Raw genomic sequence first — 25,962 nt, forward strand, 5'->3', positions numbered from 1 at the left:
GAGAACTTCGATGATATCCCGCAGACTGCTTCTCTCCGCCGCTGTTCCCGCCCTGATGGCCTTTTCCGCGGTGCCGGCCTTCGCGGACACGCTGAAAGTCGTCGCTTCCTTCACGGTGCTGGGCGACGTCGTCTCCCAGGTGGGCGGCAAACATGTGAAGGTGACGAACCTCGTCGGCCCGAACGGCGATCCCCATGAATTCGAGCCGTCACCGGCCGACGCCAGGAATCTCAAGGCGGCGCAGGTAACCTTCGTCAGCGGCGAGGGCCTGGAAGGCTGGATGGACCGGCTGATCACAGCATCGGGCTACAAGGGCAAGCCGGTCGTGGTCTCGGACGGCGTCAACACGCGCACCATGGATGAAGACGGCAAGACGGTGATCGATCCGCATGTGTGGAACAGCCCGGTCAACGTGAAGGTCTGGGTCGCCAATATCGAAAAGGCGCTGTCGGAAGCCGATCCGGCCGATGCGGGCGCCTTCAAGGCGAATGCCGAGGCCTATCTCCAGAAGCTCGACGCGATGAATGCGTATGCACATTCCAAGTTCGACGCGGTGCCGGCCGACCGCCGCAAGGTGCTGACCAGCCACGACGCCTTCGGTTATTTCGGCCGCGAATACAATGTCAGCTTCCTCGCGCCGCTCGGCCTCTCGACCGAAACCGAAGCCTCCGCCGCGGACGTCGCCAAGCTGATCGAGCAGATCAAGGCGGAGGGCGTGAAGACCTATTTCCTGGAGAATTCCAATGATCCGCGGCTCGTGAAGCAGATCGCCAAGGCGACGGCTGCTCAGCCGGGTGGCGAGCTTTACGTCGAATCGCTCTCGGACGCCAAGGGGCCGGCGCCGACCTATGAGAAGATGTTCCGCTACAATGTCGACCAGATCGCCGCCGCGATGGCGAAGTCGAGCTGATTTGTAAGAGCAGGCCGCGGGCTGATGCCGGCGGCCTTCTCCTCACACAGCCATGTCGAAAACCAGCAGCCCCGAAAGCCCACCATCGGCAGAGCCGATGATGCGGTCACCGACAGTGATGTGGTCCGGGTGGACGAGATAGGCGTCGCGCGCTTCCGGGCTTTCGAAGGTCACCACGAAGCCGTCGAGAAAGCCGCCGTTCAGTCCTTCCGGCGAGACGTTCTGGCCAAATTTGATGTCGATGATGCCGGGGGTGACGTCCTTGAGCGCCGCAACGGCATCATAGATCGACTGCTTGTCGGCCTGGTGGACGGCCGCCTTGAACCGAATGAATACGCAATGCAGGATCATGAGCGGGCCTCCCCAGGTTGTTTGCGGCAGAATAGTGACTGATGCTCGGAGCGCAACAGCGGCTCAGGCGATTTCCAGAAACAGCGCGCGATGGTCGGAGACCTCAGGCTCGGCGACCGCATCGAAGCGTTCGACCTTCACATCCGGTGTCACCAGCAGATAGTCGGCATAACGGCCGTCCTTCGGGTACCAGGAAGTGCGGGTATCGGTGAAACCCCGGGTGGTAACGAGATCGGTGAGGCCGAGGCGGCCGAGAATCGCGAAGGTTTCGCTGTCTGGCAGCAGATTGAAGTCGCCGCAGACGACCAATGGCTCACCGGGCTGCCGGACCTTTTCGATCAGCGCGACAAGAGCATGCGCCTGCGCCAGCCGGGCCGGCGTATCGCCCTTGCCGGCAAGATCCCGCAGCCCGTGCATCTGCACGATCGTCAACGCCGAGCCGGTATCGTAGCGGTGAATGCGGATGCCGTGGGCATTGCGCGGGCGGGGATGCTCGCCCCAGCCATCGGCGGAAAACTGTCCATGAACGAAACCGAGATGCTGGCCGATGATCGGGAAAGAACCGCGCACGAAAGTACCGAGGCCGAATTCGGAGGCGACCTCCCGCTCGCCCTCCAACAGAGTGCCGCGAGCGACGGGAGCGTACATTGCCTCATGGCCGGGCAGAACCGCCTTCACGTCCTCATAGAGGCTGGCCCGCTGCGGAAGCTCGAAGGCGCCGTCGCGATAGACAAGCCAGTCGGAGGTCGCGTGGGGAGACCGAGTGACTTCCTGGAGGCAGAGCACGTCAGGGTCGGCGTCTCTGAGATATCGCATCAGCGGCTCGTGAACGCGGCCGCCCCAGGCGTTGAGGGAAACAAGCCGCAAGGTCATCGTTCCGCGCTCCGGCTACTTCTTCTTGAACGGTGCCATGCCGAGGCGGGCAAGCTCGTCGGCGCGCTCGTTTTCCGGATGGCCGGCATGGCCCTTCACCCAGTGCAGCGTCACCTTGTGCTTGTTGCGCGCCTCCTCCAGCTGCTGCCAGAGTTCGGCATTCTTCACCGGCTTCTTGTCGGCGGTCTTCCAGCCGTTTTTCTTCCAGCCGAAGATCCACTTGGAGATGCCGTCCATCACATATTTGCTGTCGGTGTGAAGGTTGACCTCGCACGGGGTCTTCAGGGCGTTGAGGGCAGTGATCGCCGCCATCAGCTCCATGCGGTTGTTGGTCGTCTCGGCTTCGCCGCCGAACATTTCCTTTTCCGTCTCGCCGTAACGCAGGATGGCGCCCCAGCCGCCCGGGCCGGGATTGCCGGAGCAGGCGCCGTCGGTGAAAATCTCTACCTGCTTCATGATGCGGACAGTCTTTCCTCGGCCAGTCCGTATTCGCTGGCCGATGTGATCTGGCGGTGGAAGCGCAGCTTGCGCAGATATTCGAGCGGGTCCTTCTTGACGACCAAAGCGCCGGCCGGCGTCGTCAGCCAATCGTAAAGCCTGGTCAGGAAGAAACGCAGCGCCGAGCCCCGCGCGAGGATCGGCAGGGCCGCGATCTCCTCATCGTCGAGCGGCCGGACGCTCTGGTAACCTTCCAGCAGCGCCTGTCCCTTGGTGAGATTGTAGGCGCCGTCCTTTTCGAAACACCAGGCATTCAGGCAGATCGAGACGTCATAGGCGAGCAGGTCGTTGCAGGCGAAATAGAAGTCGATCAGGCCGGACAGGTCGTCGCCGAGGAAGAAGACGTTGTCCTGGAAGAGATCGGCATGGATGACACCGGCCGGCAGATCCTTCGGCCAATTGGCCTTCAGGAAATCGAGCTCGGCGGAAATCTCCTCCTGCAGGCCGGTTTCGACCTCGTCGGCACGGGCCGCGGATTTTTCCCACAGGCCGATCCACCCCTCGCACGACAGCGCGTTCGGACGTTTCAGCTCGAACCCCTGGCCGGAGAGGTGCATCCGGGCGAGCGCCTTGCCGACCTCGCGGCAGTGTTTCGCCTCGGGTTTACGCAGCCACATGCCCTCGAGGAAGGAGATGAGCGCCGCCGGCCGACCGGAAAGGGTGCCGTAGAGGTCCCCGTCATTGCGCGGCAAGGGCAGCGGGCAGGACAGGCCGGCGGCGGCGAGATGCTGCATGAGGCCGAGGAAAAACGGCAGGTCGCGCTCATCCGTCCGCTTTTCGTAAAGCGTCAGGATCAGCGGATCGCGCGTGGTGTGCAGCAGGAAATTCGAATTCTCGACGCCTTCGGCGATCCCCTTGTAGGAAGTCAGCTCACCGACGTCGTATTCGGTCAGAAAACGCTTCAGGTCGTCTTCGGTGATATCGGTGTAAACGGCCAAGTCGGTCTCACAGTCCGTGGAAAAACAGAATGGTTTGCGGGCGGGGATCTGGCGCCTGAGCTATCACGCCGGAACCCCGTTGACCCAGGCCATGTCCTCGACGGTCAGCGGCACACTGCGCAGTTCCCGGTTCACCAGGAAGTTCTCGGTTTCCTCGGCCGTGATCGCGAGCTCGATCTCGGCGTCGAAACGTTCCTTGAAGGCGGCGATGATCTCGTCGACGATGACTTCCGGTGCGGACGCACCAGCGGAAAGGCCGAGCGTTTCGATGCGGCCGATCTCGTCCCAGTTCAGTTCGGAGGCGCGCTGCACCAGGAGGGAGCGCTTGGCCCCTGCCCTCAACGCCACTTCCACGAGCCGCTTGGAGTTCGACGAATTCGGAGCGCCGACGACGATGAACAGGTCGCAGCCGGGGGCCGCCTCCTTCACCGCTTCCTGGCGGTTGGTGGTGGCGTAGCAGATCGAATCGGCTGCCGGTGCCGTGAGGTTCGGAAACCGCTCCTGCAGCTTGGCGATGACACCGGCGGTGTCGTCGACCGAGAGCGTCGTCTGGGTGACGTAACCGAGATTGTCGGGGTCCTCGGGGACATAAGCTTCCGCATCGGCAATCGTGTCGATCAGCGACACCGTGCCCGGCGGCAGCTGGCCCATCGTCCCGATCACTTCCGGATGGCCGGCATGGCCGATCAACACCACGTGGCGGCCAAGGCGCTGGTGGCGCATGGCCTGTTTGTGGACCTTCGAGACCAGCGGGCAAGTTGCATCGAGATAGAAGAGATTGCGGGCCTGAGCATCCTCGGGCACCGATTTCGGCACGCCATGAGCGGAGAAGACGACCGGCTGCTCGCGATGCTCGACGGGGATCTCGTCAAGTTCCTCGACGAAGATGGCGCCCTTGGCTTCCAGCCCCTCAACCACATAACGATTATGGACGATCTCGTGACGGACATAGACCGGCGCGCCATAGGCCTTCAGCGCCAGCACGACGATCTGGATCGCCCTGTCGACGCCGGCGCAGAAACCGCGCGGGCCGCAGAGGCGGATCTTGAGCGGGCTTTTTTCGGGTATGGATAATGCCATCAAATCAGGACGCCAGGACTGTCAGCACGAGAGCGAGAATGGCCGGACCGCCCTGGATGAGCAGGATGCGCGGCTTGACCGACCACGCGCCATATATAGCGGCAATGATGACGCACACAAGAAAGAACAGCTTCAATTGGAAGGCGAAACCAGGATCGGCCTGCAGCAGAGACCAGAAAAGACCGGCCGCCAGGAAGCCGTTGTAAAGGCCCTGGTTGGCGGCGAGAACCCTTGTGGTCTCGGCCTGTTCCGGCGACATACGGAACACTTTCCGGCCGATCGGACCGGTCCAGAGGAACATTTCCAGGACCAGAAACCCGACATGCAGAAGCGCCGTCAGCGCCACAAAGATGTTTGCCAGAAGTGCCATAACCTTGCCCCGATTCCCTTGACCCTTCGACAAGGCTATCGCAATTGCGGATTTCAGGCCATGCGGCCTCAGGCCCGCTTGCGGCGGAAAACCATGCCGATGACGACAGCAACCAGGGCGGCCGCCAGACCATACCAGGTGACGGCATATTGCAGATGGCTGTTCGGCAGGTCGAACTGGGTGACTCCGCCCTTCGGCCAGCCGCCCGGGCTGGCAACCGACGCGTCGGCATCCACGAAGAACTGCACGACCTTGCCGGCATCGATGCCGGTGGTCGAGACCATCGCATCGAGATCCTTCCAGTAGAAGATGTTCTTGGCGAGATCGTTGTCCGGCACGATCGAGGACGGTTTTTCGCCGAGCCGGACGCGGGCATAACCGGTTACAGTCTGTTGGCCGGCAACCTCTCCGGCGGCGCGGGTCTTCGGATCCTTCATCTCATAGGGTACGAAACCGCGGTTGACGAACAGGATGCGGCCATCGGCGAGCGTCATCGGCGTATAGACGTAAAAGCCGGTCTGGCCGTTGAAGGTCGCGAAGAAGTGCCGTTCCCTGGCATGGTCGAAGGTGCCGGTGGCCGACACCCGGCGATATTCGATATCGCCGCCGGATTTCCGGATCGCCTCGATATCGGAGAGCTGGACGGGTGCCGCCGCCCGCCGCTCGGCAATATCGGCGAGCAGGCCTTCCTTCCAATGCAGCCGCTCCACCTGCCAGGTGCCGAGCGACAGGAGGATGACCAGCGCCGCCAGCACCAAGACGACGGTCGCAATCATCCGGCCACGGCCGCGGGCGGGCGTTTCATCGGAAGCGGTTTGGGAGGGAGCCTTGGTTGCCATTCATTCCAATCCTCAAAAAGCAGAAGGGCGGCTCGTCGCCGCCCTCCCCGAATTCTTGTCGCCCCGCGATCAGTGGGCCAGCGGTGCGCCCCAGCCGCCCCAGATGTAGATGGCGAAGAAGAGGAACAGCCAGACCACGTCGACGAAGTGCCAGTACCAGGCGGCGGCTTCGAAGCCGAAATGCTTGGTGGGCGTGAAGCCGCCGGCAATCGCGCGCAGAAGGCAGACCAGCAGGAAGATCGTGCCGACCAGCACGTGGAAACCGTGGAAGCCGGTCGCCATGAAGAAGGTCGCGCCGTAGATCGAGTTCGAGAACGCGAACGGAGCGTGGATATATTCGTAGGCCTGGACGCAGGAGAACAGGATACCGAGCGCGACGGTCAGCGCCAAGCCGGTGATCAGGCCCTTGCGGTCGCCGTGCAGCAGCGCATGGTGAGCCCAGGTGACGCAGGTGCCCGACAGCAGCAGGATGATGGTGTTGTAGATCGGCAGGTGCCAGGGATCGAGGACTTCTACACCCTTCGGCGGCCATTGACCGCCGAGGAACTCGACGCGGGTCGCCTGGATCGCCTCGTTGGCGTAGAGGCTCGCATCGAAGAAGGCCCAGAACCAGGCGACGAAGAACATCACTTCGGAAGCGATGAACATGATCATGCCGTAGCGCAGGTGCAACGAGACCACGCGGGTATGGGCGCCGGAATTGCCTTCCTTGATCGTGTCCGACCACCAGCCGATCATCGTGTAGAGGATGATCGCCAGGCCGATGAAGAAGATCCACGGCGTGGCAAGGTCCAGACCGAAGATGTGGAACTGGCCGCCATGCAGATAGCGCATGTAGCCGACACCGCCGAAGGTCATGATGAAGGCGCCGAGCGAAGCCAGGATCGGCCACGGGCTCGGATCGATGATGTGGTAGTCGTGATTTTTCTGATGCGCGTCGGCCATGTCAGAATCCCCGGATGAATGCCTGCTTCGCCGGAAAACCGGCGAACCCTCTTAAAGTTTCCCTGTACCCGTCTTCTGGGCGTCTGCCTTCTGGCCTTCCGGCAGAGCGGCGACCGGTTTGCTCGGCTCGCTCGGATAGAAGGTGTAGGACAGAGTGATCGTCTTGATGTTCTTGGTCTCTGGGGCCGTGGCGAGCTCCGGGTCAACGAAGAATACCACCGGCATCTGAACCGACTGGCCCGGCTGCAGCGTCTGCTCGGTGAAGCAGAAGCACTCGACCTTGTTGAAATAGGCGCCCGCTTCCATCGGCGTCACGTTGAAGACGGCGCTCCCCGTCGTCGGCTTCGACGAGCGGTTGGTCGCGGTATATTCGATCTGCACGGTCTCGCCGATCTTCGGGTTGACCGACTTGGCAGGCTTGAACTCCCAGTTCAGGCCCGGCGAAATATTGGCGTCGAACGTCACCTGGATCGGCTTGTTCAGGATCTTGTCGGAATACTGCTCGACACGCTGGGTCGTGCCGTTATAGCCGGTGACCTGGCAGAACAGCCGGTAGAGCGGCACGGAAGCATAGGCAGCGCCGACCATGCCGGCGACGAAAACGGCGCAGCCGGCGAAGATCGCGCTGTTGCTGACCCGTTTTGCCTGACCGTTCGGATTGACGTCCGTCATCGCTTCCATCCTAATTCCCGACTCCGCCGATTTTCACCAGCGTCATGATGTAGAAGAGGACCACGAGCCCGGCGAGAACGACGCCGAGCGCGATATTGCGGTTGCGGCGCGACTTCTTCTGCGCCTCGCTGAGCTTGACCGTTTCCATCACAGCAGACCTCCCAGGAGGTGCGGCAGTCCTGCGAGCAGCCGGTCGGCCAGCAGGGCCGAGAAGATCGCGAAGAGATAGAATATCGAATAGGCGAACATCTTCTTCGCCGGCATCATCTTCTCATCGCCGTCCGGCATGCGCCGGACGGCGATGGAACAGATGACGAAGATCGCGCCAAGCACGGCGGCGAAGATGCCGTAACCGAGGCCGGCAAGACCGGTGAAAGTGGGAGCCACAGCGGTCACCGCGGTCAGCACCGCGTAGACGATGATCTGGTTCTTGGTCGAGGCCTCTCCCGCAACGTTCGGCATCATCGGCACGCCGACCGAGCCGTAGTCGCGCATCTTGAAGAGGGCGAGCGCCCAGAAATGCGCCGGGGTCCACAGGAAGATGATCAGGAACAGGAGAATACTGTCGAGCGACACGCCCCCGGTGACACAGGCCCAGCCGATCATCGGCGGGAAGGCGCCGGAAGCGCCGCCGATGACGATGTTCTGCGGCGTCGAGCGCTTCAGCCACATCGTGTAGACGACGACATAGAAGAAGATCGTGAAGGCCAGCAGGCCGGCCGAGAACCAGTTGACCGCCAGACCGAGGATGACGACCGAAAAGACCGAGAGCGTCAGGCCGAAGGCGAGCGCTTCCTGGGGCAGGATGCGGCCTGCCGGGATCGGACGCTTGGCGGTGCGGGTCATAATGGCGTCGATATCGGCGTCATACCACATGTTCAGCGCCCCGGAGGCGCCGGCGCCAACGGCGATGCAGAGAATTGAAATCACGCCGAGGACCGGATTGATCTGACCGGGCGCGAGGATGAGGCCGGCAAATGCGGTGAAGACCACGAGCGACATCACCCGCGGCTTCAGGAGCTCGAAGAAATCGCGCGCGCTCGCTTCCGAGAGGCGTGAGCCTCGATCGGTGCCGAGAGCGTCGTGATTATCCATAACCGTCATTGAACCGTCCCGTTTGGTATTTCAGAGCATCGCGGCTACCGCGATGCCCCTCTTCGAAGATGAACCGCTTACTTGATGCGCGGCAGCTGTTCCCACTGGTGGTACGGCGGCGGCGAAGAGAGCTGCCATTCCAGCGTGGTCGCACCTTCACCCCACGGGTTGTCGCCGGCAACGCGCTTCTTGGAGAAGGCTTCCCAGACGCCATAGAGGAAGATCAGCACACCGACGAAGGAGATGTAGGAACCGATGGAGGAAACGTAGTTCCAGCCGGCAAAGGCATCAGGATAGTCGATGTAGCGGCGCGGCATGCCGGCGAGGCCGAGGAAGTGCTGCGGGAAGAACACCAGGTTGACGCCGATGAACATGACCCAGAAATGCAGGTTGCCGATCCGCTGGTCGTACATGTAGCCGAACATCTTCGGGAACCAGTAATACCAGGCCGCAAAGATGGCGAAGACCGCGCCGAGCGACAGAACGTAGTGGAAGTGGGCCACGACGTAATAGGTGTCATGCAGCGAGCGGTCGAGGCCGGCATTGGCGAGCTGGACGCCCGTGACGCCGCCGACCGTGAACAGGAAGATGAAGCCGATCGCCCAGATCATCGGCGTCGTGAAGGTCAGCGAACCGCCCCACATCGTCGCAATCCAGGAGAAGATCTTGATGCCGGTCGGAACCGCGATGACCATCGTCGCGAAGACGAAGTAGCGCTGCGCATCGAGCGACATGCCGACGGTGTACATGTGATGGGCCCAGACGATGAAGCCGACGGCGCCGATCGCGACCATGGCATAGGCCATGCCGAGATAACCGAAGACCGGCTTCTTCGAGAAGGTCGAGACGATGTGGCTGATGATGCCGAAGCCGGGCAGGATCAGGATGTACACTTCCGGGTGACCGAAGAACCAGAACAGGTGCTGGTAGAGGATCGGATCACCGCCGCCTTCCGGCGAGAAGAAGGTCGTGCCAAAGTTGCGGTCGGTCAGAAGCATGGTGATGGCGCCCGCCAGAACCGGCAGCGACAGCAGCAGCAGGAAGGCAGTGACCAGCACGGCCCAGGCAAACAGCGGCATCTTGTGCAGCGTCATGCCCGGAGCGCGCATGTTCAGGATCGTGGTGATGAAGTTGATCGCACCGAGGATCGAGGACGCGCCGGCGACGTGCAGCGAGAAGATCGCCAGGTCGACGGCCGGACCCGGATGACCCATGGTCGCAAGCGGCGGATACATGGTCCAGCCACCGCCGACACCGTAGGCGCCTGCCGGGCCTTCGACGAACATCGAAAGAAGCAGCAGCAGGAAGGCCGGCACGAGCAGCCAGAAGGAAATGTTGTTCAGGCGCGGGAAGGCCATGTCCGGCGCACCGATCATGATCGGCACCATCCAGTTGGCAAAACCGCCGATCATCGCCGGCATGACCATGAAGAAGATCATGATCAGGGCGTGGCCGGTGGTGAACACGTTGAACATGTGCTTGCCGCCGTCGATCGCGGCATCACCTTCGAACCCGTAGACCATCGAGGCCAGACCGTGGAAGATCTGGATGCCCGGCTCCTGCAGTTCCATGCGCATGGCAACGGAAAGAAGACCCCCGAGAATGCCCGCCATGATCGCGAAGATCAGGTAGAGCGTGCCGATGTCCTTGTGGTTGGTCGAAAACAGCCAGCGGGCCGCGAAGCCTGGCGTATGCGAATGATCGTGACGATCGTCGTGAGCATGCGCATCATCGTGAGAGGTGCGAGCATGAGCGTGATCGTCGTGAGCGGAATGTCCAGCCATTGTCCTCACTCCTCCGTATTACTTGGATACATTTGCCGCGACGGCAAAATTGCCGGTCGGCTTGTCGACCGCAGCCACGAGAGCCTTATAGGCACCCGGCAGGTCGGTCGCAGCAGCTGCGAGCCAGGTCTTGTACTTGTCTTCCGACACGACGCGGATGGCAATCGGCATGAACGCATGGTCCTTGCCGCACAGTTCGGAACACTGGCCGTAATAAAGGCCTTCGTTCTCGGCCTTGAACCAGGTTTCGTTCAGACGGCCCGGAACGGCGTCGATCTTGACCCCGAAAGCCGGCATCGCGAAGGCATGAATAACGTCCGACGGAGCGGCCGTCACCAGCATGCGCACGGTCTTGTTGACCGGGATGATCAGTTCGTTGTCGACGGCGAGAAGGCGCGGATAGACGGCAGGATCGGTCTTGCCGGCAGCAGCACGGTCCTGGTCCTTCAGCATGAAACTATCGAAGGCGACCGGTGCCGGCGTGCCTTCATATTCATAGTTCCACTGCCACTGGGTGGCGGTGGCCTTGACGGTCATGTCCGAGTCCGGAATTTCGAGCTGGGCATTCAGGAGGTTGAAGGAGGGAATGGCGAGGAAGAAGAGGATGAGGACCGGACCGAGCGTCCAGATGATCTCGATCGCCGTATTGTGGCTGGTCCGCGACGGTACCGGATTGGCGCTGGCGCGGAACTTCACGACGACGACGACCAGCAAGGCCAGAACCAAAAGCGTGGTCGGCACGATGAACCACAGCGTATAGTGGTTGAACCAGCGGATCTGGTGCATGATCGGCGTTGCAGCCGCCTGGAAATCAATCTGCCACGGATGCGGCTGGTCCGCAAAACCTGCGGAAGCAAAGAGCAGACAGATGAGCGCCGTCATCACTGCAAAAGCCCTGTTCATCACTACATATCTCCCCATGCGTCTGATCTCGATCAAACCGAACGCAGAATCCAAGCTATATGGTCTGCTTCAATCACAGTTTGCCTGCCGCCGCAATATCTGGCGGGAAAAGCCCGTGCGGCATTTTTGCGCCTCCCGGAGAAGCCCGGAATCGTGCCATAATCACAGGCCATACATCGCCCTTTTCCCCGGCCCAAGGCCGTATTCCACGGGCCGTCCACACCCTTCGCAGCGTCATTATAGACCGGAGGGCAGCCAAAATCCGGCGTTTTCTTGACAATAGTGTCGGCTGAGCCACGCGGCCTGGCGGGTCCCACTTTCGCCGTACTCCACTGGAAAGAGGTCAGGGCTTTTCATTTCGTCCAGCGAACGCCAAGAATAGCCGCACTGATTCGTCTTCCAGAGGTTTCCATGGGTCGTCCCTCCCTGATCTGCGCCGGTCTAGCCGTGATGCTTGCAGCCGCCGTTTCGCTTCCCGCGTTCGCGCAGCAGCCGCAGCCGCGGCCCGCCGCACCCCAGCCGGCCCCCCAGCCGGCACAGGGCGCCAAACCCGCGCCGCAGCCACCCCGGCCGGCGCCGAACGGCGGGCAGGCCCAGCAGCCTTCGGGGCAGCAGGCGCAGCCGCCCGGCAATGTGCGCGAGAACCACGGCGCCTGGTCGATCATCTGTGATCGGCCGGCCGGCGCCTCTGCCGAACAATGCGCACTGATGCAGAATGTCATCGCCGAGGACCGGCCGGAAGTCGGCCTGTCGGTGGTGGTGCTGAAGACTGCCGACCGCAAGGCACGCATCCTGCGTATCCTCGCGCCGCTGGGCGTACTCCTGAAGGACGGCATGGAACTCTATGTCGACAACAACAATATCGGCCGCGCCTATTTCACCCGCTGCTTCTCCGAGGGCTGTTATGTGGAAGTGGAGATCGACGAGGAGCTGATGCGCATCCTGCGGGCCGGCAAGGCCGCGGTCTTTGCGCTGCGCGAATCCGCCGATCAGGACCGGGTCGGCATTCCGATCGAGCTGACCGGCTTCGGGCCCGGCTACGACGCGCTTCCGTGATCACCCTGTAATAAAGAAACGATCCTTCATGGAGCTTCACGGCAGCCATACCTTTCCGGTCCACTTCGACGACGAGGTCGTGCGCGATGCGGTCCGGGTGTTTGTCATAGAGCGCACGATGCGCGAACAGAGGGCGAAGTGGGCGGCGGCGGGGCTGGTGGCGGTCGCCGGCATCGTCCTCCTCTTCCAGGGCAACTACATTCTCGCGCTGCTCGCCTTCATTGTCGCCTGCTTTCCGGCGATTTTCAGCGCCGTGGTATGGCGTGCCCATTCCGCCAATGCCTTTGGCCGCTATAATCGCATGACCGATCGCAGCGCCGAGATCACTGTTGATCCGGAAGGGTTCGGCATCACGTCCAATCTCGGCGACGGCCGGCTCAACTGGCCGAATGTCACCGAGATCTGGGAAAGGCCGCTTTCGTTCATGCTGTTCAGCGGCTCTTCGGCCTTCAACATCCTGCCGCGACAGACCATGCCGCAGCAGGTCCAGGCCTTCCTCAGCGCAAAAGCCATCTGAGGACAGGCTTGCTTCGGTCCCTTGCCGGACCTACATCGGTTGGAACAGAGCGCGCGTCTTCATAGGGCAGCGCCGAAGGAGCATCCCATGAACACCGATCTTCTCAATCTTTTCGACTGCGACGAGACCAAGCTGCGCTCGATCCTTTCCGAGGCGCTGACCGGCGCCGATGACGGCGAGCTTTTCGTGGAACATGCCCAGGCGGAATCGCTGACCTTCGACAATGGCCGCCTGAAGGGCGGTTCATTCAACACCGACCAGGGTTTCGGGCTGCGCTCGGTCGCCGGCGAAGCGGTCGGTTACGCGCATGCGGGCGAGCTTTCGGCGGCAGCCCTTTCCCGCGCCTCGGATGCAGTGCGGGCCGTCACGGCTGGTTATTCCGGCTCCTATGCGGCCGCTCCGCAGCGCACCAACAAGAAATATTACGGTGACGAGAACCCGATCGGATCCCCGAGCTTCGAAGAAAAAGTGAAGCTGCTCACCGATATCGACGCCTATCTGCGCTCCAAGGACGACAAGGTGCGGCAGGTGACGGCGACCGTTTCGGCAAGCTGGCAGGTGGTCGACATCCTGCGCGCCGACGGCCACCGGGTGCAGGACATCCGCCCGATGACCCGCATCAACATTTCCGTCGTCGTCGGTGACGGCGACCGGCAGGAGAGCGGTTCGTTCGGCACCGGCGGCCGCATCGGCTTCGGCGACTTCGTGACGGAAGGCAACTGGCAGACCGGCGCCGACGAGGCGTTGCGCCAGGCGCTCGTCAACCTTTCGGCCATCGACGCGCCGGCCGGCACGATGGACGTGGTGCTTGGCTCCGGCTGGCCGGGCGTGATGCTGCACGAGGCGGTCGGCCACGGGCTGGAAGGCGATTTCAACCGCAAGAAGACCTCGGCCTTTGCCGGACTTCTGGGCGAAATGGTGGCGGCTCCCGGCGTTACCGTCGTCGATGACGGGACGATCGACAACCGCCGCGGCTCGATTACTATCGACGACGAAGGCACGCCGTCCGCCTATAACGTGCTGATCGAGAACGGCAAGCTCGTCGGCTACATGCAGGACCGCCAGAACGCCCGGTTGATGGGCGTAGCACCGACCGGCAACGGTCGCCGGCAGGGTTACGCCTATACGCCGATGCCGCGGATGACCAATACCTACATGCTCGGCGGCGACAAGACGCCGGAAGAGATCATCGCTTCGGTCAAGAAGGGCATCTACGCGGTCTCCTTCGGCGGCGGCCAGGTGGACATCACGTCCGGCAAGTTCGTGTTCGGCTGCACCGAGGCCTACATGATCGAGAACGGCAGGATCGGCCCGGCGATCAAGGGCGCGATGCTGATCGGCAACGGCCCGGATGCGATGCGCCGTGTCTCGATGGTCGGCAACGACATGAAGCTCGATACCGGCATCGGCAATTGCGGCAAGGGCGGCCAATGGGTCCCCGTCGGCGTCGGCCAGCCGCATCTGCGGATGGATCAGGTGACGGTGGGTGGAACGAAGGCGTAAAGCGGAGCAATTTGCCTGGCGATAGAAACGCTAAGGTTTCTATCGCCAGATCCCAATGCTGGCGTATGAGCCTGAAACTCACCCCTCCTCCGGTTTGAAAAGCCATTTCCGCTCGATCGCCGATGCGAGATCGAGCCGGTTCGTGTGGGCAAACAGCAGAACGTGGCCGAGGAGATCGGCGGTCTCATCGGCGAGGTCGCGGCTGAGATCCTCGTCCGTCCGCCCCTTCTTCCGTCCGCGGCCGGTGGCGCGGTTCCAGGCCTGGGTCAGTTCGCCCATTTCTTCCTGGAGCTTCAGCACGAACCAATCCGGATCGCGCACCATTCCATGGACTTCGGCATACCTCGCGGATGCAGCCTCGAATTGTGCAATGAGCGTCTTCAACATGATGTTCTCCTTTTGTACCCACAGAAGAATGCCGATTCCCGGCTTCTGTCCAGAGGGTTTGCTTGACACCCCAACCCAAATCCCGGCAGGTGCGGGCCATCCGATCTCATCCGCATCACGGCATTTTCCATGGACTCCGCCAATCCGATTTCCGCCTTGCTGGACGCATGGATTCCGGGCCATGGGCCAGCGCAACTCGGCTTTCTTTTCCTCTCGGCACTGATTGCCGGGCTGGCGCGCGGGTTTTCCGGTTTCGGCGGTGCGTTGATCTTCGTGCCGCTCGCAGGTGCTGCCGTCGGCCCGAAGATCGCCCCTGCCCTGCTGCTGGTGATCGACGGGGTGACGACGCTCGGCATGCTGCCGGACGGGTGGAGGCGGGCCAACCGGCGCGAGGTCGGCACGATGCTGATCGGTACGTTGGTCGGCGTGCCGGTGGGCACGACGCTGCTGGCCGTGATCGATCCGACGGCACTGAGATGGCTGATCTCGGTCGTCGTGCTCTGCCTGCTGATCTTCCTGATTTCCGGCTGGCGTTACCACGGCAAGCCGAAGACGCCGCTGACCATCGGCGTCGGGGCGCTCGCCGGCCTGTTCGGCGGGGCGGCGCAGCTTTCCGGTCCCCCGGTCGTCGCCTACTGGCTCGGAGGCGCCATTCCGCCGCTCACCGTGCGTGCCAACCTCATCCTCTATTTCGCGCTTTCGACGGTGATCTCGGCCACCGCCTATGTCGTTGGCGGTCTCCTGACCTTCGACGTCCTTGCGCTCGCGCTGATTGCCGGGCCGGGTTACGGCCTCGGCCTGATCGCCGGCTCTCGGCTGTTCGGGTTTGCGTCCGAGGGCACCTTCCGGCGCATCTGCTTCATACTGATCGCCACGGCGGCGATCGTCGGCCTGCCGCTTTTCGACGCGCTGCGGCCCTGAACAAGATCAGGCCTCTCCTTATTCAGCAAGACTTAACTCGTCCGGGATAGGGTCGCCCTCACCGAAGTAACGTGGGCGTGATCGCGGTGGGGAACACGAGGGACAGGTTTCAGGCGCTTTGGCGCAGGGACGTCAAACGCCGGCTTGTGGCCGGTGGCCTCGACATGGCTGCAGCACTTGCGCGTGCCGGGATGATGCCCAATGCGCGTGGCCACGGCGCCATCTTCACGCTCCATCATGTGCGGCCGAAACAGAGCCGCCCTCTGCAGCCGAGCGGCCATCTGGAAGTGACGCCGGATTTTCTGAGCGAAGCGATTGAACGGCTTTCGGCGGAAGGTTACGAGTTCATTCCCTTGAGCGACGTGCCGGCACGGCTTGCCGCCCCGACCAAACAGCCGTTCGCGGCCTTCACGCTCGATGACGGCTACCGCAACAATGCCGAATATGCCTTGCCGGTGTTTGCCCGCCACGGCGTGCCCTTCACCATCTTCGTCACCCGCGGGTTTGCCGAGCGCAGCCATTCGCTGTGGTGGGAGACGGTTGCCGAGCTGCTCGGCCGCGAACGGGAAGTGACGTTCGATTTCGGCGGCGGGTCAGAAGTTCTCGACCTCACCTCCGAGGCGCGCAAGTTTGACGCATTCGACCGGTTTTCCAGCTACGTCCTCGAAGTCGAGGAATCCACCGCCGTCTCGCGGATCGATGCCCTGGCGAGGAAACACGGCGTCGATCCACTGACGATCACCGCCGACCTCACGATGAATGCCGAAGAGCTCCGCTCGGTCGCCGCCCATCCGCTGGCTTCGCTCGGCGCCCATACGACTAGCCACCGCGCCGTCGCCCGTCTTTCGGCGGAAGACGCGCGCGCGGAAATGGAGCAGTCGGCCGATTGGATCGAGGCATTGACCGGCGAACGGCCGGCCACGATCGCCTATCCCTATGGCAGCCGTGCCGCGGTTTCCGAGCGCGACCACGCGATTGCCAAGGAGATCGGCTTTTCGGTTGCGGTCACGACACAGCCGGGTACGCTCTGCGCCAAATACGTGAACAGGCTCACCGGCCTGCCGCGCATCTCGCTCAACGGCTATTATCAGCAGCCGCGCTACGTCTCGGCACTCGCATCGGGCATCCCGTTCGCGATCGGGCGGTGAGCCCTCCCCTCACGGATACATCCGCACCTTTTCCCAAGGGCCGTCGGCGACAGCGCGGCGGAACTCGATGCGGTCGTGCAGGCGGAACGGGCGGTCGTGCCAGAACTCGATCGACAGCGGCTTGATGCGGAAGCCGGACCAGTAGGGCGGGCGCGGGATGTCGCCGATCGCGTAACGGGCGGTATATTCGGCCACCGATTTTTCGAGCGCGAAACGGGTTTCGAGCGGGCGGGACTGTTTCGATGCCCAGGCGCCGATGCGGCTGCCGCGGGCCCGCGATGCATAATAGGCATCTGCCTCCGCATCGCTCACCACTTCCACCTCGCCACGCAGGCGGACCTGGCGGCGCAGCGACTTCCAGTGGAAACACATCGCCGCCTTTTTCTGGCCGAGGACCTCGCGGCCCTTCTGGCTTTCGAAATTCGTGTAGAAGACGAAACCGCTCTCGTCATAACCCTTCAGCAGGACCATGCGGACATTCGGCATGCCGTTTTCGTCGACGGTCGCGACCGCAACGGCATTCGGATCGTTGGGTTCGGAGCTTTCGGCATCCTTCAGCCAGGAGCCGAAAAGCGCGAAAGGCTCATTCTCGGCGGTGAAGTCACCAGTTATTAACCCGCTCTCAGACATATTGACTAAAATACTCCCAATCTCATGAAAAATGCCCGAGTTTTTCCGTCGGACAGGACGCACGGTGGTAGTGATAGCAAAGTCGAAGAGCCGCACAAAGAGGTCGTTTTTCCTCGGCAGACGGGCAGCCGCCCTCTGCCTGGCCGGGCTTTCGCTTGCCGGTTGTACCAGCAGTCTCGATCTGTTCGGAAGCTCGCCAAAAGTCGACCGCTCGATCGCGACCGGCACCGTGCCAGGAACGCCTCCGCATACAGGCGCCACGCTTTCCGACGAGGCGACGGTGCGCAACGCGGTCTCCTCGGCCGATCTTGCAAAGGTCGGCACAGCCTCGGTTCCCTGGGCCAATACGGCAACCGGCAGCGCCGGCGTCGTGTCGCAAATCCGCGAAGCCCGCAATGGTGAGCAGATCTGCCGCGCCTTCACTACCACCAGGCATTCCTACGAAGGCATCGCCATGTTTTCTGGCCAGACCTGCCTGACGGGCAGCGGCGACTGGATGCTGACCGCCTTCGACCGCCAGTAATCACGCTTCATCCCCTCCCCCGACCCACAGACGCGGGTGCGAAGGAAACCGTTTCACGCGTTTCCGCAAATCGTGCCGGAAACGATTCGTTTACCTTAACGAGTACGGCCGGCCTCTGCGTAACCACTGATTTACAAGTCCTAACATAGGCTCTCCTGGAGCAAGCAGTGGTCTGACCGGAACATGAGGAACCGGCGGATGGCTGTCGGAGTTGTGACGAGTATCGGGGGGTCCAAGGATCAAGCGGGGGCCCGCCCTTTCAGGTAACCGGTGGTCCCACAATGCGTGATCCCTATTCTCTCCTCGGCGTGAAGCGCAATGCCGAGCCCGACGAAATCAAGGCAGCCTGGCGCGCCAAGGCCAAGACCGTTCACCCTGACCAGAACCAGGACGATCCGTCTGCGACGAGCCGTTTCGCAGAGATCGGCCAGGCCTACGAGGTCCTGAAGGATCCCGAGCGCCGCAAGCGATACGACAGAGCCGCCGAGATGCACCAAACCATCATGCAGCAGCGCAACGCTGCCCGCGAAGCCGCCGAACGCGCCAAGGTCGCCAAGGCCAATGCCGAAAAGGTCATGGAGGAGCTCGCCAAGGCCAATGCCCAGGCCGCGCATGCGCAGGCCCAAGCTCGCAGCCAGGCACAGTCGCAAGCCCAATCCCAGGCCCAGCCGCAGAATCAGTCAGGCCCGGCCGGCGAAACGCCGGAGGATATGATCGAACGCATTTTCGGCGCCGCGGCGGCCGAAAATGCGAAAGCCCAGACCCAGGCGGGCAGCGGATCGGCGCAGGCGACCGACGAACATGCCGAACCGGCCAGGAGCGACGCGGGCGGTGAAAGACCGCCCCTTCCAGCGCTTGCCATCGACCTGATCGCTTCCATCGTGCGCCGCTTCCGCGGCACGACGCCGACCCCGGAAAAGGCGCCGGATATTTCCGTCGACGCCACTGTCACCGTCGAGGATCTGCTGAAGCTGAACTCGATCACACTGAAAATGGCCGATGACCGCGAAGTCCGTCTTGCGCTCGAAAAGGGCATGACGGAGGGCCACGTGGCGCGGCTGAAGGGCCAGGGCCTCAAGCTAACCGGCATGAAATCCGGCGACATCCTCGCCTCGATCAAGATTGCCCGCGACAGCCGTTTCCGCGTCGAAGGCTTCGATCTCCACACAACTTTGTCGATCTCGCTCGAAGATGCCGTGCTTGGCGGCGACGCGTCGGTCGAGACGCCGGAAGGCAGCCGCAGCATCAGCATTCCGGCATGGTCCGGTTCCGACCAGACGGTCCGACTGAACGGCCTAGGCCTCCATGACGATGCCGGCGGTCGCGGCGATCTCGTGGTCGAATTGCGTGTCGTCCTGTGGGAAAAGCCGAACGAAAAGGTCACGGACCTGATGCGGCACATGCGTCACGGGCTCTATGTCTGACGGGCACCGCCGAATATGACAGTTTTGCGTCGGTATTCACCGTTGCGCACCCTTTGTTACGGCCACTAACACGAGATGATCCAAGTCAGCTTGAACCCTAGAGCTGCCTATGTCATAGGCAGCGTTCATCTAAGGTATCAGGGGACTATGTATGGTTCAGGCTTCCGGCCTCATGGCAGGCAAACGCGGTCTCATCATGGGCGTTGCCAACAACCGTTCGATCGCGTGGGGCATTGCCAAGGCCATCCACCAGCATGGCGGGGAAGTTGCGTTCACCTACCAGGGCGACGCGCTCAAGAAGCGCGTTGAGCCGCTGGCTGCGGAACTGGGCGCCTACATGGCCGGCCATTGCGACGTCGGCGACGAATCGACCATAGACGAAGTCTTCGCCAATCTCGAAAAGCACTGGGGCAAGATCGACTTCCTGGTGCATGCGATCGGCTTTTCCGACAAGGACGAGCTGACCGGCCGCTACGTCGATACGTCGGCGGACAATTTCGCCAAGACCATGCAGATCTCGGTCTATTCCTTTACATCCGTCGCACGGCGGGCGGAAAAGCTGATGACCGAGGGCGGTTCGATGCTGACGCTCACCTATTACGGCGCGGAAAAGGTCATGCCGAACTACAACGTCATGGGCGTTGCCAAGGCGGCACTCGAAGCCAGCGTCAAATATCTCGCCGTCGATCTCGGCCCGAAGAACATCCGCGTCAACGCGATCTCGGCCGGCCCGATCAAGACGCTTGCAGCCTCCGGTATCGGCGACTTCCGCTACATCCTCAAATGGAACGAGTACAATGCGCCGCTGCGCCGTACCGTTACCATCGAGGAAGTCGGTGATGTCGGTCTCTATATGCTCTCCGACCTGTCGCGTTCGGTTACCGGCGAAACCCATCACGCCGACAGCGGCTATCATGTCGTGGGCATGAAGGCCGTCGATGCGCCGGACATTTCGGTCATCAAGGACTGATGCTCTTCCAGGGACGTCTGCCGTGCTCATCTACATGATCCGCCACGGGCAGACGGACTGGAATGCCGAAGGCCGGCTTCAGGGCCAGCAGGATATTCCGCTCAATGCGCTCGGCCGTTCGCAGGCAACGCGGAACGGCGAACGGCTGCGCGAGATGATCGGCACGGCCGACGGGTTCAGCTTCATCGCCAGCCCGCTGTCGCGGACTCGCGAAACCATGGAGCGGCTGCGCACCGCCATGGGCCTCGATCCCCTCGCCTATCGGACCGACGAACGGCTGGTCGAAGTCTCCTTCGGCGACTGGGAAGGCTATACGCTCGATGAGATCGGCCAGATTTCTCCAGACCGGCTCGCCGCCCGAGCCGAGCAGAAATGGAGTTTCATCCCGCCGGGGACATCTGCCGAGAGTTATGAAATCCTCTGCTGGCGGATCGGCGCCTGGCTGCAATCGCTCGACAAACCGACCGTGTGCATCAGCCATGGCGGAGTGATCCGCTCGCTGTTCCGGCTGATCGGCAACCTCGACGAGGACGAGGCCGCCACCGTTCCGACCCCGCAGGACCGCATCCTTAGGGTGGACACGGAGCACAAACGGATGGAATGGCTCTGATCGGCGCACGGACGTGCCCGATATTCAAAATTATACTTTGCTAATTCTAGAGTATTACTGAACGATCTCGAGGTCGTCGACCACGCGGTTGCCATCGACGACCGTGTAGAAGACGAGCACTTTCACGCCGGCCTTCAAGCCCTCGAAATTGAATTCCTCGGGTACCTTGTAGGTCTTTCCGTCATCGAGCGTGAAGCTCAGCGCCTTGGCGTCCACGGCCTTGATCGTGGCTTCGACGTCGGCACTTTGGGCCCAGCTGTTGAGGGGCGAAAAGATGCTGGCCGTGGCAAGCAGAGCAGCAATCAGAATGCGCATGGTCGGAAGCCTTGATGAGGTCGATGATGTCTCGTTTCGACGCACAGATAGCCCCCTGATTGTGGCGAAAATCGCCCCTCACCATGACATTTTCCGTACAAGTAATGACCTGATTGTTAACGCTTTTCAAGAGCCGGGCGCCGCCTTGCGATCGAGCCCCGGAACCTTCGCCAGGCCCTTCTGAGTATTTCCGTACAATAAATGGCGCCAAAGTTTGTAGGGTGCGGTGAAAGCGTAAATTAACCCCCGCCCCATAGGCTGTCCTCTCATGCCACAGGGATTAATAAGAAGGTTTGCGCGCGTGAAATTCTGGCCGTCGTCCGGTTCCAAATCACTGCGCCTCGTGCGCAGCACCAAGACCCCGACGGCATTCGCGCTCGTTATTGCCCTGACGGTGATCACGATCGGCGTGATCGTCGACCAACGTAATACCGAAGGCTTTCGCAGCGAGCTGCGGGCGACGACGGAAAAAGTTGGCAGCATGCTGGTGCGGCGCCTCGTTGGACGCGTAGAGACCGACATCGCTACCTCAGACCATCTGGTTCACATATTGAGGGAGGACGCCAGGGACTCGCTGCATGTGTTCGAGCACTACGTTGACAGGGAATTTAGCGGGGCAGCGCACTTTTCGGGCGTCGCGGTCGCACCCGATTTCGAGCTTGCTCATTTGATCACCCGCGACGGCGTTATCAGCGGTGCGTCGGGGGCGGTCGGCGGGATCGATCTGGCGCGGCTTGCAAACGACCTGAAATCCGTCAGCGGCCGCAACCGTCTATCTCTGCTGAGCGGCGCGCAGGAAGGACATCTGACCCTCGTCATGCCGGTGCCGAAGGAAGAGGATGGCGCGGACCTGTGGGGCGCCATCGCCGTGCTGATCGACAAGCAAGACCTGATGGAGGCATCCGGCGTCACCTTTTCTCCGGCGACAGCGAAAAAACCGAACCTGATCAATCTCGACTGGCTGAACGTCGTTTTGCGGGACGCGGACAGGCCGGAATATTTCGCCTTCTTCGGCAACGATTCCATCGAGGAGCAATCCCCGATGAAATGGACGGTCCCGGTCAAAGGTGCCAGCTGGACCATGCTCGCCGCGCCGCGTTCCGGTTGGGACGTCATGCCGCCGGACCAGTTGCAGTTCCGCCTGCTGATCGTGCTTGTGGGCCTGGCGGTGATCGTGCCGGTCTTCATCGCCACATCGCTGATTTCCGAACGCAACCGCAATATCAATGTATTGAAAGCGCGCGAACTCAATCTCATAGAGCTCTCGCAGCGGTTCAACCTTGCCATGGAGGCTTCCAATATCGGCATCTGGGAGGTGACCGGCAACAGCAGCAGTCTGTTCTGGGACAACCGAGCCGCCGGGCTGCACGACAAGCCGGCTGCCAGCGAGGGCAATCGTCTCTACGACTGGCTCGGATCGATCTATCCGCCGGACCGGACGGCGGCGGAGACACATTTCGTCGACTGCGCCTCCGCCAACACGCCCTGCAGCGAGACCTATCGCGTGCAGTTGCCGGACGGCACGCTGCGATACCTGAGGTCTGCGGGCGCGAACTATCGCAACGCCGACGGCAGCCTGCGCACCACCGGCATCGTCTGGGACGTGACCGGCGACATGGTGATGACGCAGACGCTGCGCAACGCCAAGGAAAATACCGACATCAAGAACGCCGAGCTAGAGCTGGCGCTCGATGAACTGTCGAATCGCGAGCAACAGTTGGAAGAGCTGTCGACCAAACTCGACCTTGCGCTCGACTCCTATAATTGCGGCATATGGGAATCCAATCCGGTAACCCATATCGAGACCTGGGATGCCCGCATGTGCCAGTTGCACGGTGTCCCCTTCACCGACGGGCACATCCGGGCCGAGGACTGGATCGAGCTGATCCATCCCGACGACCGGGAGCACGCCAAGCTCAGTTCCTATCATTTCACGGAGAACTTCCTCCCCGAGCCATTGGTCGTGCGTGTGCCCCAGCCGGACGGCTCGATCCGCTACATCCGCTCGACCGGGAAGGTGCATACGACGCGTGACGGATCCAAGAAGGTGGTCGGCATCGCCTTCGACGTCACCCAGGACGCGATCCTGACGCGGGAACTCAAGGCTGCCAAGGACGAGGCCGACGCGAAGAACGCCGAGCTCGAAATCGCCAAGAGCCGCATCGAGCACAATTCGCTGCACGACCCGCTGACCCTGCTCGCCAACCGCCGCAAGCTCGACATGGAACTCGACCGGCTGTCGCGCTCCAGCCATAACGAGCGCCAGAAGTTCTCGATCCTGCATCTCGATCTCGACCGCTTCAAGCAGATCAACGATACGCTCGGCCATGCGGCGGGCGACGCGATGCTCGTGCACGCCTCGCGCATCCTGTCGCGCAACGTGCGCAGCAGCGATATCGTCGCACGCATCGGCGGCGACGAATTCGTGATCCTCGCCACCGACAATTCGAGCGCCGAACAGATAGGCCAGCTCGCCCAGCGCATCATCGCGGAATTCCACCAGCCGATCGATTTCGAGGGTTTTGCCTGCCGCTGCGGCGTGTCCATCGGCATCGCCCAGGCAAGCGGCATGAATGTCGATGCGCGCCGCACGCTTGTGAATGCCGATATCGCGCTCTACCGGGCGAAGGGCATGGGCCGCAACCGATACGAATTCTTCACGCAGAACCTGCAGGCCGAGATCGTCAGCCACAAGCGCACCGCCGACGAGGTGCTGGCCGGCATCGACAATGATGAATTCATCACCTTCTACCAACCACAGTTCGATGCACGCACCAATCAGCTGACCGGCGTCGAGGCGCTGATCCGCTGGAACCATCCGCATCACGGGATTCTTGCGCCCGACCGGTTCCTGAAGATTGCCGAGGACCTCAATGTGTCCGCCGCGCTCGACCACATCGTGCTTCAGACGGTTTTGAAGGACAAGATGCGCTGGGCGGCACTCGGCGTGCGGATACCGAAGGTTTCCGTCAACGTCTCCTCCAAGCGCCTGCATGACGAAACGCTGATCGATACGCTGCAATCGCTGGCGATCGTTCCCGGCGAGATCTCCTTCGAACTGGTGGAATCGATCTTCCTCGATGAGAGCGAAGCATCGGCGACCGGCAATCTCGAGCGGATCAAGGAGCTCGGCATCGATATCGAGATCGACGATTTCGGCACCGGCCATACCTCGATCGTCAGCCTTCTGAAGCTGAAGCCGAAACGGCTGAAGATCGATCGTCAGCTCGTCATGCCGATCCTGACCTCACCGCAGGAACGGGCGCTGGTGCGCTCGATCATCGACATCGCCCGCTCGCTCGGCGTCGAAACGGTGGCGGAAGGGGTAGAGACCATGCAGCATGCTAGCCTTTTGCGCGAACTCGGCTGCGATCTGCTGCAAGGTTATGCCTTCGCCCGGCCGCTTTCCTTCAACGATTTCACCGAGGCCGCGCATGCGGGCTGGCGCAAGGCCGCCTAGAGCCACCATTGTTCACCCTTGCAGGCGTGATCGTTCTGCCAAGAAAGACTTGTCGCCCGGCAACCTTTTCCATATGACAGCCGCGTCAGTAGTTGGCGGAAGGCCAACTCCGCCAGAGCTGGTCTTGTAACGCCATGTCGCACAACACTTTCGGTCACCTTTTTCGCGTCACCACCTGGGGTGAAAGTCATGGTCCGGCACTCGGCTGCGTGGTCGATGGCTGCCCGCCCGGCATTCGCTTCACGCTTGCGGAAATCCAGGCCTGGATGGACAAGCGCAAGCCTGGCCAGTCGCGTTTCGTGACGCAACGGCGCGAGGACGACATCGTCAAGGTGCTCTCCGGCGTGATGATGGATGCCGACGGCGAGACGATGATCTCGACCGGCACGCCGATTTCCATGCTGATCGAAAATACCGACCAGCGCTCTAAGGATTACGGCGAGATCGCCCGCCGCTACCGTCCCGGTCATGCGGACTATACCTATGACGTCAAATACGGTATCCGCGACTATCGCGGCGGCGGCCGTTCTTCCGCCCGCGAGACCGCAGCCCGCGTTGCCGCCGGGGCGCTTGCCCGCAAGGTCGTGCCGAGCCTGAATGTCCGCGCCGCGCTGATCCAGATCGGCAAGCACAGAATAGACCGCGCCAACTGGGATTGGGATCAGGTCGGCCAGAACCCGTTCTTCTGCCCCGATGCGGCGATGGTGCCTGTCTGGGAAGAGTATCTCGACGGCATCCGCAAGGCCGGTTCCTCGATCGGCGCCGTCGTCGAAGTGATCGCCGAAGGCGTTCCCGCCGGCCTCGGCGCGCCGGTCTATGGCAAGCTCGACCAGGATATCGCCGGCCTGCTGATGTCGATCAACGCCGTCAAGGGCGTCGAGATCGGCGACGGTTTCGGTGTTGCCGAGCTTTCCGGCGAGGAAGATGCCGACGAGATGCGCATGGGCAATGACGGCAAGCGCATCTTCCTTTCCAATCACGCTGGCGGTATTCTCGGCGGTATCTCGACCGGTGAGGCGGTGGTCGCCCGGTTTGCGATCAAGCCGACCTCCTCCATTCTCACCGAGCAGCGCTCGATCGACGTCGACGGCAACAATGTCGAGGTGCGCACCAAGGGCCGCCACGACCCCTGCGTCGGCATCCGCGCCGTGCCGATCGGCGAGGCAATGGTTGCATGCGCAGTTGCCGATCACTATCTCCGCGACCGGGCCCAGACGGGGCGAAATCTCTAGGAAACGAC

Annotated in this window: 28 protein-coding genes; 12 read left to right on the plus strand and 16 right to left on the minus strand. The window is 62.1% G+C overall.

Features of this window, described 5'->3' with window-relative positions; translation table 11 throughout:
• Positions 1-10: 10 nt before the first annotated feature.
• Entirely contained in the window at positions 11-910 is a 900-nt protein-coding gene (locus PMI07_RS00200) for a metal ABC transporter substrate-binding protein (RefSeq protein WP_007769106.1), read from the plus strand.
• A gap of 42 nt (positions 911-952) precedes the next feature.
• On the opposite strand, the gene PMI07_RS00205 is transcribed toward PMI07_RS00200, so the two are convergent.
• From PMI07_RS00205 to coxB, 13 genes are all read right to left on the minus strand, one after another.
• A complete protein-coding gene (locus tag PMI07_RS00205; protein WP_007769103.1) occupies positions 953-1,261 on the minus strand; it encodes a Dabb family protein in 309 nt (102 codons plus the stop codon).
• 63 nt (positions 1,262-1,324) lie between these two features.
• A complete protein-coding gene (locus PMI07_RS00210) occupies positions 1,325-2,128 on the minus strand; it encodes an endonuclease/exonuclease/phosphatase family protein (protein ID WP_037084913.1) in 804 nt (267 codons plus the stop codon).
• Between the two features lie 21 nt (positions 2,129-2,149).
• Entirely contained in the window at positions 2,150-2,590 is a 441-nt protein-coding gene (gene rnhA, locus PMI07_RS00215; protein ID WP_007766503.1) for a ribonuclease HI, read from the minus strand.
• Positions 2,587-3,570, minus strand: coding sequence for a homoserine kinase (locus tag PMI07_RS00220; RefSeq protein WP_007766500.1), 984 nt, complete (start codon positions 3,568-3,570; stop codon positions 2,587-2,589). The genes rnhA and PMI07_RS00220 overlap by 4 nt, the downstream gene beginning before the upstream one ends.
• A 63-nt stretch (positions 3,571-3,633) precedes the next feature.
• A complete protein-coding gene (gene ispH, locus PMI07_RS00225; protein WP_007766498.1) occupies positions 3,634-4,650 on the minus strand; it encodes a 4-hydroxy-3-methylbut-2-enyl diphosphate reductase in 1,017 nt (338 codons plus the stop codon).
• Between the two features lie 4 nt (positions 4,651-4,654).
• Entirely contained in the window at positions 4,655-5,020 is a 366-nt protein-coding gene (locus PMI07_RS00230) for a DUF1304 domain-containing protein (RefSeq protein WP_007766494.1), read from the minus strand.
• Positions 5,021-5,088: 68 nt separating this feature from the next.
• A complete protein-coding gene (locus tag PMI07_RS00235; RefSeq protein WP_245277077.1) occupies positions 5,089-5,796 on the minus strand; it encodes an SURF1 family protein in 708 nt (235 codons plus the stop codon).
• A gap of 132 nt (positions 5,797-5,928) precedes the next feature.
• A complete protein-coding gene (locus PMI07_RS00240) occupies positions 5,929-6,804 on the minus strand; it encodes a cytochrome c oxidase subunit 3 (protein WP_024163425.1) in 876 nt (291 codons plus the stop codon).
• Positions 6,805-6,855: 51 nt separating this feature from the next.
• The gene (locus PMI07_RS00245) at positions 6,856-7,476 is read right to left on the minus strand and encodes a cytochrome c oxidase assembly protein (RefSeq protein ID WP_007771403.1); all 621 of its coding nucleotides are present in this window, start codon (positions 7,474-7,476) and stop codon (positions 6,856-6,858) included.
• Positions 7,477-7,486: 10 nt separating this feature from the next.
• Positions 7,487-7,624 (minus strand): hypothetical protein, encoded by a 138-nt coding sequence (locus tag PMI07_RS34670; RefSeq protein WP_007771404.1) that lies wholly within the window; start codon positions 7,622-7,624, stop codon positions 7,487-7,489.
• Entirely contained in the window at positions 7,624-8,580 is a 957-nt protein-coding gene (locus tag PMI07_RS00255) for a heme o synthase (protein WP_024163426.1), read from the minus strand. The genes PMI07_RS34670 and PMI07_RS00255 overlap by 1 nt, the downstream gene beginning before the upstream one ends.
• Positions 8,581-8,648: 68 nt before the next feature.
• Entirely contained in the window at positions 8,649-10,355 is a 1,707-nt protein-coding gene (gene ctaD / locus PMI07_RS00260; RefSeq protein ID WP_007766287.1) for a cytochrome c oxidase subunit I, read from the minus strand.
• An 18-nt stretch (positions 10,356-10,373) separates the two neighbouring features.
• Positions 10,374-11,258, minus strand: a complete 885-nt coding sequence (coxB, locus tag PMI07_RS00265) for a cytochrome c oxidase subunit II (protein WP_007766290.1) — start codon at positions 11,256-11,258, stop codon at positions 10,374-10,376.
• 411 nt (positions 11,259-11,669) lie between these two features.
• Here coxB and PMI07_RS00270 point away from each other — a divergent pair, with 411 nt between their 5' ends.
• The 3 genes from PMI07_RS00270 (at position 11,670) to tldD (ending at position 14,334) form a co-directional block, all read left to right on the plus strand.
• On the plus strand, positions 11,670-12,314 hold the full coding sequence (locus PMI07_RS00270; protein WP_007766294.1) for an invasion associated locus B family protein: 645 nt from the start codon (positions 11,670-11,672) through the stop codon (positions 12,312-12,314).
• A 28-nt stretch (positions 12,315-12,342) separates the two neighbouring features.
• On the plus strand, positions 12,343-12,831 hold the full coding sequence (locus PMI07_RS00275) for a YcxB family protein (protein WP_007766296.1): 489 nt from the start codon (positions 12,343-12,345) through the stop codon (positions 12,829-12,831).
• A gap of 87 nt (positions 12,832-12,918) precedes the next feature.
• Complete coding sequence (gene tldD, locus PMI07_RS00280) at positions 12,919-14,334, plus strand: metalloprotease TldD (RefSeq protein WP_024163427.1); 1,416 nt, start codon at positions 12,919-12,921, stop codon at positions 14,332-14,334.
• Between the two features lie 78 nt (positions 14,335-14,412).
• Here the strand turns inward: tldD and PMI07_RS00285 are convergent, their stop codons facing one another.
• The gene (locus PMI07_RS00285; protein WP_007771661.1) at positions 14,413-14,721 is read right to left on the minus strand and encodes a hypothetical protein; all 309 of its coding nucleotides are present in this window, start codon (positions 14,719-14,721) and stop codon (positions 14,413-14,415) included.
• A 129-nt stretch (positions 14,722-14,850) separates the two neighbouring features.
• On the opposite strand from PMI07_RS00285, the gene PMI07_RS00290 reads away from it, so the two are divergent.
• Together PMI07_RS00290 and PMI07_RS00295 are read left to right on the plus strand one after the other, a co-directional pair.
• Positions 14,851-15,642 carry a sulfite exporter TauE/SafE family protein gene (locus PMI07_RS00290; protein ID WP_007771663.1) on the plus strand — a complete coding sequence of 264 codons (792 nt, stop codon included), beginning with the start codon at positions 14,851-14,853 and terminating at the stop codon, positions 15,640-15,642.
• Between the two features lie 164 nt (positions 15,643-15,806).
• On the plus strand, positions 15,807-16,790 hold the full coding sequence (locus PMI07_RS00295) for a polysaccharide deacetylase family protein (protein WP_024163428.1): 984 nt from the start codon (positions 15,807-15,809) through the stop codon (positions 16,788-16,790).
• Between the two features lie 9 nt (positions 16,791-16,799).
• On the opposite strand, the gene pdxH is transcribed toward PMI07_RS00295, so the two are convergent.
• Positions 16,800-17,420, minus strand: a complete 621-nt coding sequence (pdxH, locus tag PMI07_RS00300) for a pyridoxamine 5'-phosphate oxidase (RefSeq protein WP_007771668.1) — start codon at positions 17,418-17,420, stop codon at positions 16,800-16,802.
• 64 nt (positions 17,421-17,484) lie between these two features.
• Between pdxH and PMI07_RS00305 the strand changes: the two genes are divergently transcribed.
• From PMI07_RS00305 to PMI07_RS00320, 4 genes are all read left to right on the plus strand, one after another.
• Complete coding sequence (locus tag PMI07_RS00305; RefSeq protein ID WP_007771670.1) at positions 17,485-17,943, plus strand: RT0821/Lpp0805 family surface protein; 459 nt, start codon at positions 17,485-17,487, stop codon at positions 17,941-17,943.
• A 281-nt stretch (positions 17,944-18,224) separates the two neighbouring features.
• A complete protein-coding gene (locus PMI07_RS00310) occupies positions 18,225-19,367 on the plus strand; it encodes a DnaJ C-terminal domain-containing protein (RefSeq protein ID WP_007771673.1) in 1,143 nt (380 codons plus the stop codon).
• 151 nt (positions 19,368-19,518) lie between these two features.
• On the plus strand, positions 19,519-20,337 hold the full coding sequence (gene fabI, locus PMI07_RS00315; protein ID WP_007771674.1) for an enoyl-ACP reductase FabI: 819 nt from the start codon (positions 19,519-19,521) through the stop codon (positions 20,335-20,337).
• A 22-nt stretch (positions 20,338-20,359) separates the two neighbouring features.
• On the plus strand, positions 20,360-20,947 hold the full coding sequence (locus tag PMI07_RS00320) for a histidine phosphatase family protein (protein WP_007771676.1): 588 nt from the start codon (positions 20,360-20,362) through the stop codon (positions 20,945-20,947).
• 54 nt (positions 20,948-21,001) lie between these two features.
• Here PMI07_RS00320 and PMI07_RS00325 read toward each other — a convergent pair whose 3' ends face one another.
• Entirely contained in the window at positions 21,002-21,262 is a 261-nt protein-coding gene (locus tag PMI07_RS00325) for a DUF1344 domain-containing protein (RefSeq protein ID WP_007771678.1), read from the minus strand.
• 301 nt (positions 21,263-21,563) lie between these two features.
• On the opposite strand from PMI07_RS00325, the gene PMI07_RS00335 reads away from it, so the two are divergent.
• Together PMI07_RS00335 and aroC are read left to right on the plus strand one after the other, a co-directional pair.
• Positions 21,564-24,722 carry an EAL domain-containing protein gene (locus tag PMI07_RS00335; protein ID WP_024163429.1) on the plus strand — a complete coding sequence of 1,053 codons (3,159 nt, stop codon included), beginning with the start codon at positions 21,564-21,566 and terminating at the stop codon, positions 24,720-24,722.
• 134 nt (positions 24,723-24,856) lie between these two features.
• Positions 24,857-25,954, plus strand: a complete 1,098-nt coding sequence (gene aroC, locus PMI07_RS00340; protein ID WP_007772243.1) for a chorismate synthase — start codon at positions 24,857-24,859, stop codon at positions 25,952-25,954.
• Positions 25,955-25,962: the final 8 nt, after the last annotated feature.

Origin of the sequence: Rhizobium sp. CF080 (assembly GCF_000282095.2) — a bacterium.
Classification (GTDB): domain Bacteria; phylum Pseudomonadota; class Alphaproteobacteria; order Rhizobiales; family Rhizobiaceae; genus Neorhizobium.

Bases quoted from the DNA above. Each gene is read 5' to 3' on its own strand.
- PMI07_RS00200 (WP_007769106.1), top strand. From the start codon at position 11: ATGATATCCCGCAGACTGCTTCTCTCCGCCGCTGTTCCCGCCCTGATG.
- PMI07_RS00205 (WP_007769103.1), bottom strand. From the start codon at position 1,261: ATGATCCTGCATTGCGTATTCATTCGGTTCAAGGCGGCCGTCCACCAG.
- rnhA (WP_007766503.1), bottom strand. From the start codon at position 2,590: ATGAAGCAGGTAGAGATTTTCACCGACGGCGCCTGCTCCGGCAATCCC.
- ispH (WP_007766498.1), bottom strand. From the start codon at position 4,650: ATGGCATTATCCATACCCGAAAAAAGCCCGCTCAAGATCCGCCTCTGC.
- PMI07_RS00230 (WP_007766494.1), bottom strand. From the start codon at position 5,020: ATGGCACTTCTGGCAAACATCTTTGTGGCGCTGACGGCGCTTCTGCAT.
- PMI07_RS00235 (WP_245277077.1), bottom strand. From the start codon at position 5,796: ATGATTGCGACCGTCGTCTTGGTGCTGGCGGCGCTGGTCATCCTCCTG.
- PMI07_RS00240 (WP_024163425.1), bottom strand. From the start codon at position 6,804: ATGGCCGACGCGCATCAGAAAAATCACGACTACCACATCATCGATCCG.
- PMI07_RS00245 (WP_007771403.1), bottom strand. From the start codon at position 7,476: ATGACGGACGTCAATCCGAACGGTCAGGCAAAACGGGTCAGCAACAGC.
- PMI07_RS34670 (WP_007771404.1), bottom strand. From the start codon at position 7,624: ATGGAAACGGTCAAGCTCAGCGAGGCGCAGAAGAAGTCGCGCCGCAAC.
- PMI07_RS00255 (WP_024163426.1), bottom strand. From the start codon at position 8,580: ATGACGGTTATGGATAATCACGACGCTCTCGGCACCGATCGAGGCTCA.
- ctaD (WP_007766287.1), bottom strand. From the start codon at position 10,355: ATGGCTGGACATTCCGCTCACGACGATCACGCTCATGCTCGCACCTCT.
- coxB (WP_007766290.1), bottom strand. From the start codon at position 11,258: ATGAACAGGGCTTTTGCAGTGATGACGGCGCTCATCTGTCTGCTCTTT.
- PMI07_RS00270 (WP_007766294.1), top strand. From the start codon at position 11,670: ATGGGTCGTCCCTCCCTGATCTGCGCCGGTCTAGCCGTGATGCTTGCA.
- PMI07_RS00275 (WP_007766296.1), top strand. From the start codon at position 12,343: ATGGAGCTTCACGGCAGCCATACCTTTCCGGTCCACTTCGACGACGAG.
- tldD (WP_024163427.1), top strand. From the start codon at position 12,919: ATGAACACCGATCTTCTCAATCTTTTCGACTGCGACGAGACCAAGCTG.
- PMI07_RS00285 (WP_007771661.1), bottom strand. From the start codon at position 14,721: ATGTTGAAGACGCTCATTGCACAATTCGAGGCTGCATCCGCGAGGTAT.
- PMI07_RS00290 (WP_007771663.1), top strand. From the start codon at position 14,851: ATGGACTCCGCCAATCCGATTTCCGCCTTGCTGGACGCATGGATTCCG.
- PMI07_RS00295 (WP_024163428.1), top strand. From the start codon at position 15,807: ATGGCTGCAGCACTTGCGCGTGCCGGGATGATGCCCAATGCGCGTGGC.
- pdxH (WP_007771668.1), bottom strand. From the start codon at position 17,420: ATGTCTGAGAGCGGGTTAATAACTGGTGACTTCACCGCCGAGAATGAG.
- PMI07_RS00310 (WP_007771673.1), top strand. From the start codon at position 18,225: ATGCGTGATCCCTATTCTCTCCTCGGCGTGAAGCGCAATGCCGAGCCC.
- fabI (WP_007771674.1), top strand. From the start codon at position 19,519: ATGGTTCAGGCTTCCGGCCTCATGGCAGGCAAACGCGGTCTCATCATG.
- PMI07_RS00325 (WP_007771678.1), bottom strand. From the start codon at position 21,262: ATGCGCATTCTGATTGCTGCTCTGCTTGCCACGGCCAGCATCTTTTCG.
- aroC (WP_007772243.1), top strand. From the start codon at position 24,857: ATGTCGCACAACACTTTCGGTCACCTTTTTCGCGTCACCACCTGGGGT.